Origin of the sequence: Psychrilyobacter atlanticus DSM 19335, from assembly GCF_000426625.1 — a bacterium.
Classification (GTDB): Bacteria; Fusobacteriota; Fusobacteriia; order Fusobacteriales; family Fusobacteriaceae; genus Psychrilyobacter; species Psychrilyobacter atlanticus.
The window spans coordinates 2,134,605-2,147,366 of the sequence record NZ_KE384547.1 but is presented as its reverse complement, the minus strand read 5'-3'; the positions used below and the strand labels follow the sequence as shown (position 1 = coordinate 2,147,366).

Annotated in this window: 11 protein-coding genes; 7 read left to right on the top strand and 4 right to left on the bottom strand. The window is 33.1% G+C overall.

What is annotated here, in order from left to right; translation table 11 throughout:
• Window positions 1-57: 57 nt before the first annotated feature.
• The 3 genes from K337_RS0110705 to K337_RS0110695 are packed head-to-tail and all read right to left on the bottom strand — an operon-like array spanning window position 58 to window position 2,675.
• Entirely contained in the window at window positions 58-1,176 is a 1,119-nt protein-coding gene (locus tag K337_RS0110705; protein ID WP_028856608.1) for a murein hydrolase activator EnvC family protein, read from the bottom strand.
• Window positions 1,177-1,180: 4 nt separating this feature from the next.
• Window positions 1,181-2,032 carry a cell division protein FtsX gene (locus K337_RS0110700; RefSeq protein WP_028856607.1) on the bottom strand — a complete coding sequence of 284 codons (852 nt, stop codon included), beginning with the start codon at window positions 2,030-2,032 and terminating at the stop codon, window positions 1,181-1,183.
• Window positions 2,025-2,675, bottom strand: a complete 651-nt coding sequence (locus K337_RS0110695; RefSeq protein WP_028856606.1) for an ATP-binding cassette domain-containing protein — start codon at window positions 2,673-2,675, stop codon at window positions 2,025-2,027. Before K337_RS0110695 ends, K337_RS0110700 begins: the two co-directional genes overlap by 8 nt.
• Window positions 2,676-2,899: 224 nt before the next feature.
• On the opposite strand from K337_RS0110695, the gene K337_RS0110690 reads away from it, so the two are divergent.
• From K337_RS0110690 to K337_RS0110675, 4 genes are all read left to right on the top strand, one after another.
• The gene (locus tag K337_RS0110690) at window positions 2,900-4,975 is read left to right on the top strand and encodes a DNA topoisomerase (protein WP_028856605.1); all 2,076 of its coding nucleotides are present in this window, start codon (window positions 2,900-2,902) and stop codon (window positions 4,973-4,975) included.
• Window positions 4,976-5,211: 236 nt separating this feature from the next.
• Entirely contained in the window at window positions 5,212-6,126 is a 915-nt protein-coding gene (locus tag K337_RS0110685) for a S66 peptidase family protein (protein WP_028856604.1), read from the top strand.
• Entirely contained in the window at window positions 6,123-7,619 is a 1,497-nt protein-coding gene (gene dacB, locus K337_RS0110680) for a D-alanyl-D-alanine carboxypeptidase/D-alanyl-D-alanine endopeptidase (RefSeq protein WP_028856603.1), read from the top strand. The genes K337_RS0110685 and dacB overlap by 4 nt, the downstream gene beginning before the upstream one ends.
• A gap of 412 nt (window positions 7,620-8,031) precedes the next feature.
• Window positions 8,032-9,195 (top strand): M20 metallopeptidase family protein, encoded by a 1,164-nt coding sequence (locus K337_RS0110675; protein ID WP_028856602.1) that lies wholly within the window; start codon window positions 8,032-8,034, stop codon window positions 9,193-9,195.
• Between the two features lie 55 nt (window positions 9,196-9,250).
• On the opposite strand, the gene K337_RS0110670 is transcribed toward K337_RS0110675, so the two are convergent.
• Window positions 9,251-9,790, bottom strand: coding sequence for a helix-turn-helix domain-containing protein (locus tag K337_RS0110670; protein ID WP_028856601.1), 540 nt, complete (start codon window positions 9,788-9,790; stop codon window positions 9,251-9,253).
• A 254-nt stretch (window positions 9,791-10,044) separates the two neighbouring features.
• Here K337_RS0110670 and K337_RS0110665 point away from each other — a divergent pair, with 254 nt between their 5' ends.
• The 3 genes from K337_RS0110665 to K337_RS0110655 are packed head-to-tail and all read left to right on the top strand — an operon-like array spanning window position 10,045 to window position 12,761.
• Window positions 10,045-11,148 carry an ABC transporter ATP-binding protein gene (locus tag K337_RS0110665; protein ID WP_028856600.1) on the top strand — a complete coding sequence of 368 codons (1,104 nt, stop codon included), beginning with the start codon at window positions 10,045-10,047 and terminating at the stop codon, window positions 11,146-11,148.
• On the top strand, window positions 11,149-11,985 hold the full coding sequence (locus K337_RS0110660; RefSeq protein ID WP_028856599.1) for an ABC transporter permease: 837 nt from the start codon (window positions 11,149-11,151) through the stop codon (window positions 11,983-11,985).
• Window positions 11,986-11,987: 2 nt separating this feature from the next.
• The gene (locus K337_RS0110655; RefSeq protein WP_028856598.1) at window positions 11,988-12,761 is read left to right on the top strand and encodes an ABC transporter permease; all 774 of its coding nucleotides are present in this window, start codon (window positions 11,988-11,990) and stop codon (window positions 12,759-12,761) included.
• The last annotated feature ends 1 nt before the right edge of the window (window position 12,762 follow it).

Genomic DNA, 12,762 nt, shown 5'->3' with positions numbered 1-12,762 from the left:
TCCCTAGGCTGATTATGTGATCTTAGTTTTTTAACTATAGTTAGTCTTTAGATATCTCTAAAAATTATTTGGGTTAGAAGATTTAAGGTTAAATCTCGTCTCATAATAAAGATATGATCTTCCATCGGAGTTAAGTCCTAAAATTCCAATTTCACTACCTTTACCTACCGTCTGCCCTAATTTTACATAGTTAGAGATTAGGTTTCCATAGATAGTGATCAAGTTATATCCGTGGTCTATCATGACAACTTTTCCCATATTCATAAATTTACCTGCATAGATAACTTTACCTTTATTTGCAGAAACAACTCGGTCTCCTAAGTTTCCTTGGATCTCCTGTCCTGAACTACGAATTCCTCCGACCTTGGCTTGATTGAATCCGACCACAACTTTTCCTGAGATAGGTTTTTTAAAACTTCCCAAGTTTTTGGCAACAGTGGAATAATTTACATTTCCTAGTTGTTTGGTTCTTGTTCTGATTATATTATCAATCTCTTTTTCAATGGCAGCTTTTTGCTTTTGAAGGTTTGTTATCGTATTTTTGGCTTGTTTTGTCTTAGCGGTAGTTAGTTTCTTGTCTTTATTATACTGGGCAATCAGGTTATTATGCTGTCTCTTTTTGCTCTCTTGCTGTCGTTCTTTATACGCCAATTGGGATTGGAGTTTTTTTAGATTTCTCTGTTCTTTTTCTATGTCTTCTTTTACTTTTTTTATATTATTTTGGACACTTTTGATCTCATCCTGTCTCTCTTGGTTGGCTTTTAAAATCTCTTTAAAATTATAGGTATCGATCTCATCGGTTATATCTTTTTTCTGCCACGACTGAAGCATCGCTACATAATCATTTTCCATATTGGTAAGTTCCTTAGAACTGAATTTTAGATTCCGTTTACCATAGTCTACCTTTCTGCTGACTACGTTAATCTTTATCTTTAGGAGTTCTTTTTCACTTTCAATAATCTTTAATTCCTTTTCTACACGAATTATCTGTTCTTTCAGGGTTTCTGTTTTTTTATTTATAGTTTTGATTTTTTGAGTATTTTTTTTGATCTCTTCATCTTTTCTTTTGATCTCATTTTCTATTCTGTTGATCTGATTTTTTTTTTCATCGAGACTATTGGAGAATGTATTTGTGGTAATAATCATCAAAGTCAGGAAAAATATTAATTTTTTCATAGATCTACCTCTTAACCTTTATTAAGTTAAAAGATACAAATGGAAAAATTAAACTGACAAGGATAATTATGATTCCTACAACTATTCCAGCCTGGATGGTTGGAACTATATAATTTAATCCAGCTATCTCACTTCGAATAAATTCATAGAGGTTTAAAAATGTTAAACTCCCTATAATCGCTGCTGAGATAAATTTTATATTATTTATAAAATAATAAGGTCTTAAGATCTCCCTTTTTTCCATCCCCAAATATAATTTAGCTTCTATATCATGAGTTTGACTGACAACACTACTATGCATTATATTAAATATCATTATTTTTATAGGAAGCAATGTGATTAAAAGCAGTCCAATTAGAAGTTTATTATTTCTTTTGATTTTTTCATCTAATGTACTGATAGTTTTTTGATTGATGACGACTTCTTTTACACCGTCGATCTCATCGATGATAACTTTTGCTTGATTTAAGTTTTTTTCTCCCTCAGTCTTTAATATGAAAGAGTTTAAAAGAGGGTTACCTATTCCACGATTGCTGAGACCCAATTGATCAGCTAATTTTTTAAATGCTAGTTCTTTGTTTATATAGCTGATTTGTTCAATACCATCAAGGTTTAGAATGTTTTTTTCAATCTTCTCAATACTATTTTGAGAGACGTTGTTGTTCATATACACACTGAGAGTATAACTTTTGTTTAAAGTTTTATTGCTCTGATAGATGTTATAGATGGAGATAACACTTATATTAAAAAATAAAAATGCAAAGATCAAAGTAGTAAAACTAAGGGTATAGTAGGTTATATTTTTTTGGATCAATTCATTTATCTCGGTATTCATTTGACGTATTTTTTTAAACATTGGATATTGCTCCCTTCTCTAAGATATATTTGTCACAATTTATCATATTTTCAATTTTTTTATTGTTGGTAAAAATTACTATAGTTTTTCCCTTGCTGTTGAGATCTTGAAAATATTTCATCAAACTCTCAATTTTTTCGATTTTTAAATGAATTTGAGGATTATCTAAGATAATCAATTCAGGATCTAAAACTAGAGATCTGGCAATATTGAGTCTTTGCTTTTCCTCTAAATTTAGAGTTGTTAAAGAATTATTTTTTTTCTCTAAAAGACCGAAATTTTTTAACTGCTTCTCACCTGTTTCAATGAGTTTTTTAGGAGATAATTTTGTATGGATCTCCAAAGGAAGAGTTATATTTGCTAGGACATCTTTTGTTTGTATAAGTTTCAAATCTTCAAAACAAATTCCTATTCTTTTATGGATTATTTTTGAACGACAATTAAATTTAGAGAGGTTTTTACCTCCGATTATGATACCACCGGATTTAGGAGTATCAAGCTGGCAGATTAAGTCGATCATCTTATCTTTTTCTATTTTAGATTTATAATTTAAAAGGACAAATCTTCCATTTGAAACATTTAAATTTAAATTATTAAGATAGGGTTTCTTCTCATTGGTAGTTATATTTTTAAATTTTAACATATTGATTTCTCCTATGAAACAAGAGTTGATAATTGAAAGTTTACGGATAGAAAATAACTACCTGTTTATCATTAAATTATATCAATATTAAGAGGATAAGGTCAATTTTCTTTTTTTCTTGATTTAAACCTTCTAATACTCTAAAATTAAAAGAGAAAACCTTTGTTATGAAGAGTATAAAGTAAAAAAGAAAACCTTAGTTAGTCAAACAAGAGGAGTAAACGATGAAAAAATTAATTATAGCGGAAAAACCCAGTTTAGGGAGAAATATAGCCAGTGCATTGGGACTAAAAAAAAGAGGGAACGGGTATATAGAAGGGGAGAAATATATTGTTTCTTGGGCATTCGGTCATCTGTTCGAACTATCAAATGTGGATGATTATTTTGGTAAGAAGATGAAGTGGAAGGAGGTCGAGTTACCCTTTACACCACGGAAGTTTAAATTTAAATTAAAGGAGAGCAAGGGAATAGCTGAACAATTTAAAGTTCTTAAAAACCTTATGGAGAGGGAAGATGTTGAAGGAATTATCAATTGCGGAGATGCAGACAGAGAGGGACAGATAATAATAGACAGGATTATAAAGGAATCCAAGATAAAAAAAGAGGTATACAGGTTATGGCTTCCGGAACAAACTAAGGAAACCATCGTAGAGGAAGTTAAAAATATAAAACCTGACAGAGAATATATAAAATTAGCATTCGAGGGATATTCTAGAACTGTTATGGATTGGCTCTTTGGTATAAATTTGACCAGATATATCACCTTGAAAAGTGGTCAATTAATGCCGGTAGGTAGGGTATTAATACCTGTATTAAAATTTATCTATGACAGGGACACAGCTATAGAGAAATTTGTTAAGGAAAAATATATTCAGCTTGAGAGTGAGTGTGAGAAGGATGAGGTTAAATTTAAACTGTCTAAAAGCACAAAATATCTCATAAAAGATGAGAAAAAAGCAGATTCAAAGTGTGAAGAATTAAACTCCTGTGAGGGGGAAGTTTTATCCAAGGAAAATAAGGAGATTAAAAAACAGCCGGGGAAATTGTTTTCATTGTCAAAATTACAGTCCCAGCTTTCAAAAAAAAATAAGATAGATTTTAAAGGATCTTTGGAAATAATTCAGAAATTATATGAGAATGGATACATAACATATCCCAGAACAAATACAGAATACCTGGCTGTGAATGAAAAGGGGAAAGTTAAACAGCTCCTTAAAGCACTTTCAAAGGATCACAATGTAAAGTTTAAAGATTCCAAAAAGATATTTGATGATGATAAGGTGGAGAGTCATAGTGCAATAATTCCAACTATGAAATTTCCTAAGAACAATTTAAACGGCCGGGAAAAAATAATCTATGAAACTATCTTGAATCGTTTTATCTCAAATTTTTTAGCTGAGGAAACTATTACAGCTAAGGTTGTAGTAACAATAGGTGTAGGAAATGAAAAATTTAAACTTTCAGGAGAGAGTGTTGTACAGGTAGGATTTTACAAATACGAACCTGCAACTTTTGAAAATAAACTGCCTAATTTTATTGTAGGAGATACCTTCAAAGTTGAGTTCAAAAAAATACTAAAGGAAACTAAGCCTCCCAGGAAAGTGTCGGAAAGGGAACTGGCAGCCCATTTAAAAAATCCATTCAGAAAGGACAGTGATACCGAAGAAGACGAGTATAAGGCTATATTAAAGGGAATCGAGATAGGTACCGAGGCAACAAGAACAGGGATAATAGAAAATGCTAAAAAATATGAATATATATCCCAGAAGGGATCTAATTTTTCATTAGAACCGTTGGGACAAAAAGTAGTTGAGACATTGGATAAATTAAATATAGATCTATATAAAACAAAGACTGTAGAGTTTTCTAAACTCCTGAAAAAAGTGTATAAGGGAAATAGCACTATCCAGGAAACTATCGACCTAGTCACAGAGGAACTACAGAGAATTATTGGTCAGAATATAGAGATACCTAGGGTATACAATGATTCAGAAAGGGAGATAATCGGAGTCTGTCCCAGGTGTGGTAAAAACATCTATGAGAATAGTAAGGGATTTTCATGTGTCGGGTATAGAGACACCCCGCCGTGTAACTTCACTCTGTGGAAGGAGAGTAAATACAAGTCCATAGAGGTAAAAATATCTAAAACCAGGGCTAAAAAATTAATAAAAGGGGAAACGATTCCTGTAAAGAAGATAAAGGGTAAAAATGAAAAGGTATATTCAGCTGAATTTAAATTAGAAGATACTGGGAAATATGTAAACTTAAAGTTAGAAAAGTATTTTCCTGTGGAAGAATAAAAAATAGCGTGAGATTGCATTCAATTTGCAGGTGTAATTTCCTAAATAAAAAAATCCCCTCCATCGAATAGATGGAGGGGAATAACTATATAAAGTGAAAGAGCCAGTAAACCTTTTGAGAAAGTTTACTGGCTCTGCATTAGAAACACCATAATGTCGCTAACACATTTCAAAAGAATTATAACCTATTTTTGAAAAAATGTAAAGCTTTATTATTATCACAGGGGAGGCTGGAGATGTTAAAGGGGAAAAGTTTAAAAAAGGGAGATACCATAGGGATAGTGGCTCCTGCTAATTCAGGTTCTAAAGAGAAGGTACTTAGGTCAAAAAAAAAGTTAGAAAGCCTGGGATACAGGGTGAAATTAGGAAAGCACATCTTTGATACCTGGCATTCATTTGCAGGAACAGACAAAGGCAGAGTATCGGATATAAATAATTTTTTCAAAGATCCTGAGGTAGATGCACTCATGTGTCTTCGTGGGGGATATGGAAGTATCAGAATTGTGGAGGCACTGGATATTGAGATGATAAAGAGAAATCCTAAGATATTTATAGGGTACAGCGATATTACAACACTTCATAGTGCTTTGAACCAAAGAGCTGGTTTGGTTACATTTCATGGGCCCATGGCTGTTTCTAATTTTTTTGATATAGAAAAGTTTACGGTGGATTCATTTGTAGAAAGTCTGGAAAATATTGGTGGCAGAGAGATAATAAATCCAACAGAATTAAAATCTATGATAGATGGAAAGGCTACAGGAGTTGTGGCAGGGGGGAACTTAACGACTCTTATGGGGGATATGGGGACTCCCAATGAGCTTGATTTTAAAGGAAAAATATTGTTTATAGAGGAGATCAGAGAACCTACGTATAAGGTTGATCGCGCTCTGACCCAGCTTTTAAATTCGGGAAAACTGGGTCAGTTAAATGGAATTATATTGGGAGATTTTAACAATTGTATTCCTGCATCAGAATACGATATGCCCCTTATGGATCTCTTAGAGGACAGACTAAAGGGATTGGGTATTCCTATAATTTATAATTTTAAATCGGGCCATTGTAAACCCATGGTAACTCTTCCATTGGGGATAGAGGTAGAGATAGATTGTGATAAGTTAACGATTAGAAGTTTAGAGGGAGCGGTAAGATGAAGAATGTGTTAAAAAAATTGATTGTATTGATAATTTTGGTGTCTATAATTTCATGTAGGAGTGCCGAGGTACCCACTGTTCCAATAAGATCTAAGACAGAAACAGTGATAAGTGATTTTAGGGAACTGCCAAAAATAGAAAATGCCAGTTTAGGGATAAAGGTTATGAACTTAGAAACTGATAAAACTTTATTTGAATTAAATTCTGACAAGTCCCTGGTACCGGCTTCTAATATGAAGTTGTTGACAACAGGAGTAGGACTAGAAGTTTTAGGGGCAGATTATAGATTTAAAACTATTATAGCTTATGATGGGAAAATTAGAACAGATGGGACTCTAGATGGGAATATCTATATTATTGGAGGAGGAGACCCTACTCTGGGATCTAAATATCTGGTTGCAAAAGATCCTGAAAGGGTAACGATGGAGGAAAAAAAGAAACAACTGGAATTTTTAAATATCTGGGTAGAAAAAATAAAAACTATGGGGATAAAAAAAATTAATGGGCAGATAGTTGCTGATCAGTCTTATTATCCAGAAATAACTCTGTCTCAAACCTGGGAATGGGGGGATTTGAGGTATACCTTTGCTTCAAAACCCAGCGGACTTACTTTTTTGGATAACAGTATCAGGCTGACAATGAGAAAGGAAGGTAAAAATATCAGGGCAAGTGTGTCTCCATCATGGGTTAATACTGTGGTAACTAATAGAGTTGTAGGAGATGATAAAAAAGTATCTAAAATAACCTTGGTAGTACCTCCCTATAGCAATGAAATAATTGCAGTGGGAACTATGAATAGATCTATAATTTCATATAATACAGTGATGCAGGATCCGGCTTCTGCCTTGGGGAGAATATTTTCTGAAACTTTAGAAAGGGGCGGTATAGAAAATAATGGAAGCAGATTGAGGGATAGAGCTGAAACAACGAAAAATAAAAAGAACCTTATTTATACCCAATATTCTCCTAGGTTGGAGGAGATCATAGGCTATATGAATAAGTACAGTGTAAATTTATTTGCAGAACACCTAAAGATAGAAGTGGAGAAAAAGTTAAGGGAAAAAAATAAAGAGACAAAGGTAGATAACGTTGAAACAATGAAGGGATACTGGAGTAATCGTATATCTACAAGGGGTCTTTATATCTATGATGGAAGTGGGTTATCCCGTTACGATGGAGTGACTCCTAATACTGTAGTAGAGGTCTTGAAATATATGAATAAATCTAATGAATTTTTCAGTTTTTATAATTCTTTAGCTGAGCCTGGAAAGGGTGGAACCTTTAAAAATTTTCAAGAAAAGACAGTTTTAGTGGATAATCTTCATGGGAAAAGTGGAACCCTTACAGGAGTAAAATCTTATGGAGGGTATATGTATAATGTTGATGGAGATCTCCTGGCATTCTCTATAATAATAAATCATCATGGGATGAGCGGTACTGGGATATCTAAAAAATTAGAAAAAGTTATGGAAAGTATCTATTATTTGAAATAAAGAGTAAGGTAACATCTAGAAAAAGAATTTAAATTCAAAAAAAGTTCAAATCAAGAATAAAAGATAAAAAACTTTGGACACGGAGATACACAGAGGAGAAAAAGAAAGTACACAGAGAAAGCTCTGTGAAACTCTAATAATACATTTAAAATTTCTTCTAGTTATAAGTAATTTTAATACTCGTATAACCCCTCAGTGAGTCTCTGTGTTGATAGGTTTTCTTAATTTATAAAAATTAGATTATAGATTCGCGCAATTCGCGGTAAGAAGAAAAGAACCACTTAGTGAGTTATCTAATTTTTTCTTTGTGAGCTTAGTCTAAAAAAATTGGATTTTATCAGCGATAATGAGAGTTATTATAAGATTTGATCCGTGTGATATGGGTTAGATGTTTTTTAGGAGGTGATTTTTTATGGATAGCAATAAAATTTTAAAATTAGCCAAAGAGATATCTCCCTGGCTTTCCAAAGTCAGGGGAGACTTTCATATGTATCCGGAGTTGGGAATGCAGGAGTTTCGTACCCAGCGAAAAATTTGTGAATATTTAGATGAATTTGGGATATTGCATAAAAAGATGGCAAAGACTGGGGTAGTAGGTGAGATAAAGGGCAAAAATGTATTTAAAACTATAGCTCTTAGAGCTGATATCGATGCTCTGCCTATTTTGGAAAAAAATGAAGTTTCTTACAGATCTAAAAATTCTGGAGTTATGCATGCCTGCGGTCATGATGCCCATACTACTATCCTTTTGGGGGTAGCTAAAATACTCAGTGAACAAAAAGATGAATTAGGAGTAAATGTAAGATTTATATTTCAGCCTGCAGAAGAAACTGTAGGAGGAGCTGAACCTATGATTAAAGAGGGTGTTTTAGAAGGTGTAGACGCGATATTTGGATTACATGTGAGTTCTCTGATAGAAAAAGGAAGCGTGGAATACAGGTATAAGCAGATGAATGCTTCTTCGGACAGCATAGAGATAGAAATTCAGGGGAAATCTGCTCATGGAGCTTATCCTGGAGACGGGGTAGACGCAATTGTGATAACAGCTCAATTGATAACAGCTATGCAATCAATAGTCAGCCGAATAGATGCCAGAGACAGTGCAGTATTGACTGTGGGGATGATAGAGGGAGGTACAGCACCTAATATTATAGCGGATTCTGTGAAATTAACGGGAACTTTAAGAACTTTGGATCCTAAGATCAGAGAGTTAGTTAAAGAAAAATTAAAGATTTTGGTGGATACTCTACCTGTCTCCATGGGTGGAAAGGGGAAATTAAAGGTTGGAAGAGGATATTCAACTCTTATTAATGATGATAAGATGGTAGAGTTAATCAAGAAAAACGCCACAGATATTTTAGGGGCAGAGAATGTAATAGAAAAAGAAAAAGCTAATATGGGTGTAGAAGATTTTGGATATTATTTAGAAAAAATACCAGGAGTATTTTTTTATCTGGGAGTAAAAAATGAAAAAAAAGGTATAACGGCATCGGCTCACAATGAATGTTTTGATATAGATGAAGAAGCATTGCATTTAGGAGTTACTATTCAGATTTTAAATGTCTTGTCGGTATAATTTTTCTAAAAAAACTAAAAAGGTATCAAAAGTAATGTACTTTTGATACCTTTTTTTAAAATGCCGGCGGGTTAGATACCCATAGAACTTTAACTATATTTTTTCCTGCATTGGAAATGTAGTGATTTTTTCTAGATTTATAGTAAAATGACTCCCCTTTACGGGCCTTGTATGTTTTTTCTCCCAAATGAATTAAGACAGTACCGCTGAGTACATACCCAAATTCCTCTCCTTCGTGGGGGAGTTCTTCCTTATACCTTCCACCTTCTTCTATAGTTATAAGAATAGGTTCCATTTGATTTTTTTGTGCATTAGGAACGATCCACTCGATCTTATATTTTAATTCTTCATCGATATTCTCGAAGACGTCTTCCTTTTTAAAGACGATTTTTTCATCCTCATCTTCATTAAAGAAATCTCGAAGGTTGGTGCCCAATCCCTCTAATATATCTATTAGGGTAGTTATAGATGGAGATGTAAGATCTCTTTCTACTTGGGATATAAAACCTTTGGATAGTTCACACCTCATAGCTAACTCATCTTGAGTGAGAAATTTTTCCTGTCTCAGTCTTTTAATTTTTTTGCCTATATCCATTTTTTACTCCCTTTTATTTATTAAAATTATTTATTGAAATTTATAAATCTATTTAATATTATAGCTCGATATATGAAATAAATCAATTGACAAAGTATAGTTTTTTTTATAAAATATAACGCTAGATGTTTAGTAATACTATTTTTGTAAACGTATTATATAAAACATAAAATAGTAATAACTTAATGTGTTGAATTAAGTTTATTTTATCTGAAATTGATACTGTTAAAATTTATATAGCAAGGAGAGATTTTATGAAACAAGGAAATATAAAAATTGATTCTATATCTAAGTCTTTTGACGGAGTAGAAGTATTAAAAAAAATTAGTTTTGAAATTAAAGGTGGAGAGTTTTTTTCTATTTTAGGAGGATCTGGGTGTGGTAAAACTACCCTTCTTAGGATGATAGCAGGATTTATAGAAGCTGATGGCGGTGCAATCTATCTAGGAAAAGATGATATCACCCATCTAAGTCCGGACAAGAGAGATGTTAATACAATATTTCAAACTTATGCACTATTTCCTCATCTGACAATTTATGAGAACATAGCATTCCCATTGAGGTTAAAAAAAATAAAGGGTGCAGAAATAGATAGAGAGGTAAAAAAATATTTGGAGATGGTGAAACTGTCTGAACACGCAAATAAATATTCATCTCAACTTTCAGGGGGACAAAAACAAAGAGTTGCCATAGCTCGTGCACTGATAAACAAACCAAAGGTTCTGCTTTTGGATGAACCGCTATCTGCCTTGGATGCAAAACTCAGACAGCATATGCTGATAGAGTTAGATAATATCCATGAGGAGGTAGGAATTACCTTTGTATTTGTTACCCATGATCAACAGGAAGCACTCAGTGTATCTGATAGGATTGCAGTAATGAAAGATGGAGAGGTCCTCCAGATAGGAACTCCTAGTGAGATCTATGAGAGTCCGGCTAATGCATATATAGCTAACTTTATCGGTGAAACCAATTTTATCGAGGGTGAAGTTGTTGAGATAGAAGGAGAATTTGGATATCTGGAATCACCGAATTATGGAAGGATAAAATTTGAACTAGATAAGGAGGTCATAGTAGGAAATTCTGTGAAATTAACTATCAGGCCTGAAAAAGTAAAGATATCTAAATCGAAACCTAGATATTTAGATAACAATGATAATATATTCAAAGGAAAGATCGAGGAGGTTATCTACTCGGGATTCCAAAGTAAGTTTTTTGTAACTGTAGGAGACAGACTATTCAGTGCATTTAAACAACATGTAGATTTCTTTGAGGAAGATGCAGAAACTATCCGTTGGAAAGATGAGGTCTATGTTATTTGGGATTCAGCTGACAGTTTCCTCTTAGAGGTGATGTAGATGAAAAATAAAAGAAGCGGTTTAGTCTATTCAGCTCCTATAACCCTTTGGCTAACCTTATTATTTGTGGCTCCTACATTAATAGTTATAGTTTATAGTTTTTTAAAAAAAGGGATCTATGGAGGGGTGGAATGGATATTTTCTGCAGATGGATATAATTTTTTTAGCAGTTCATACTTTTTAAAAGTAGTTTGGAATACAGTGGAGATATCTGTAATTGCAACTGTAATTACAGTCCTAATAGCTATACCAACGGCTCTTTATATAGCCACATCTAAATATAAAAACTTTTTATTGTTTTTAATAATAATTCCATTTTGGACAAATTTTTTAATAAGGATCTATTCCTGGATAGCTCTTCTTGGAAATAACGGATTGTTAAATAATCTTTTGATAAAATTGGGGTTAGAACCACATCAGTTTATCTATAATAAGTTTGCAGTAATATTGGTAAGTGTTTATGCATATCTGCCGTATGCTATTTTACCCCTGTATTCTGCCATAGAAAAATTTGATTTTGCAATAATTGATGCAGCGAGAGATTTAGGCGCCAGTAAGATGAAGGCTTATACTAAAACGTTTTTACCCAACATAAAACCAGGGGTCATAACTGCTACATTATTTACATTTATACCAGCCTTAGGATCTTATGCTATCCCAAAATTAGTCGGAGGAAATGACTCTCAAATGCTGGGAAATATCATAGCCAGGGAACTTACAATTACTAGAAACTGGCCCAAAGCTGCAGCTATTTCAACAATTTTAACGATAATAACGGTTATATTTATCGTTGTTTTATCAAAATATGACAAGGGTCATAAGGGAGGGAAAGCATAGAGATGAATAAAAAGAAATTTTCACTGAATGTGTTTATATTAACTTTAATATTTTTATACCTTCCCTTGGTAGTTCTTATCGTTCAATCCTTTAATTCAGGTAAGGGAGTAGCATGGGATGGGTTTTCTCTCAAGTGGTACGATGAATTATTCAACCACTCTGCAAGGTTATGGAAATCCTTCAGATATAGTATCTTAATTGCCTTAACTTCCGCTGTTATATCTACAGCGATAGGAACTTTAGGAGCAATATCGCTTCAGTGGTATAGCTTTAAACATAAAAAATATCTTCAGGTAATATCTTATCTACCCTTAGTTTTGCCGGATATAATAATGGGTGTATCATTATTAATTTTATTTACTAGTATAAAGTTTAAATTGGGATTAATGACTATATTTTTGGCCCATACAACATTTAATATTCCCTTTGTGCTGTTTATAGTATTATCTAGGTTACATGATTTTGATTATTCTATAGTGGAAGCGGCATATGATCTTGGGGCTACTGAAAAACAAGCTCTTACCAAGGTGATATTACCGAACCTTATGCCGGGGATAATATCTGGGCTTTTAATGTCTATTACCCTGTCATTGGATGACTTTGTAATAACGTTTTTTGTGGCAGGACCGGGATCTTCTACCCTGCCACTACATATCTACTCAATGATTAAATTTGGAGTTTCACCGATTATAAATGCGCTTTCAGTGATACTGATTGCAGGAACAATAGCACTAGCTATGTCAACGAAGAAGATACAAAAATATATGGTAAATTAAA

Coding starts and splice junctions, on each gene's coding strand:
- K337_RS0110705 (WP_028856608.1), bottom strand. CDS start 1,176: ATGAAAAAATTAATATTTTTCCTGACTTTGATGATTATTACCACAAAT.
- K337_RS0110700 (WP_028856607.1), bottom strand. CDS start 2,032: ATGTTTAAAAAAATACGTCAAATGAATACCGAGATAAATGAATTGATC.
- K337_RS0110695 (WP_028856606.1), bottom strand. CDS start 2,675: ATGTTAAAATTTAAAAATATAACTACCAATGAGAAGAAACCCTATCTT.
- K337_RS0110690 (WP_028856605.1), top strand. CDS start 2,900: ATGAAAAAATTAATTATAGCGGAAAAACCCAGTTTAGGGAGAAATATA.
- K337_RS0110685 (WP_028856604.1), top strand. CDS start 5,212: ATGTTAAAGGGGAAAAGTTTAAAAAAGGGAGATACCATAGGGATAGTG.
- dacB (WP_028856603.1), top strand. CDS start 6,123: ATGAAGAATGTGTTAAAAAAATTGATTGTATTGATAATTTTGGTGTCT.
- K337_RS0110675 (WP_028856602.1), top strand. CDS start 8,032: ATGGATAGCAATAAAATTTTAAAATTAGCCAAAGAGATATCTCCCTGG.
- K337_RS0110670 (WP_028856601.1), bottom strand. CDS start 9,790: ATGGATATAGGCAAAAAAATTAAAAGACTGAGACAGGAAAAATTTCTC.
- K337_RS0110665 (WP_028856600.1), top strand. CDS start 10,045: ATGAAACAAGGAAATATAAAAATTGATTCTATATCTAAGTCTTTTGAC.
- K337_RS0110660 (WP_028856599.1), top strand. CDS start 11,149: ATGAAAAATAAAAGAAGCGGTTTAGTCTATTCAGCTCCTATAACCCTT.
- K337_RS0110655 (WP_028856598.1), top strand. CDS start 11,988: ATGAATAAAAAGAAATTTTCACTGAATGTGTTTATATTAACTTTAATA.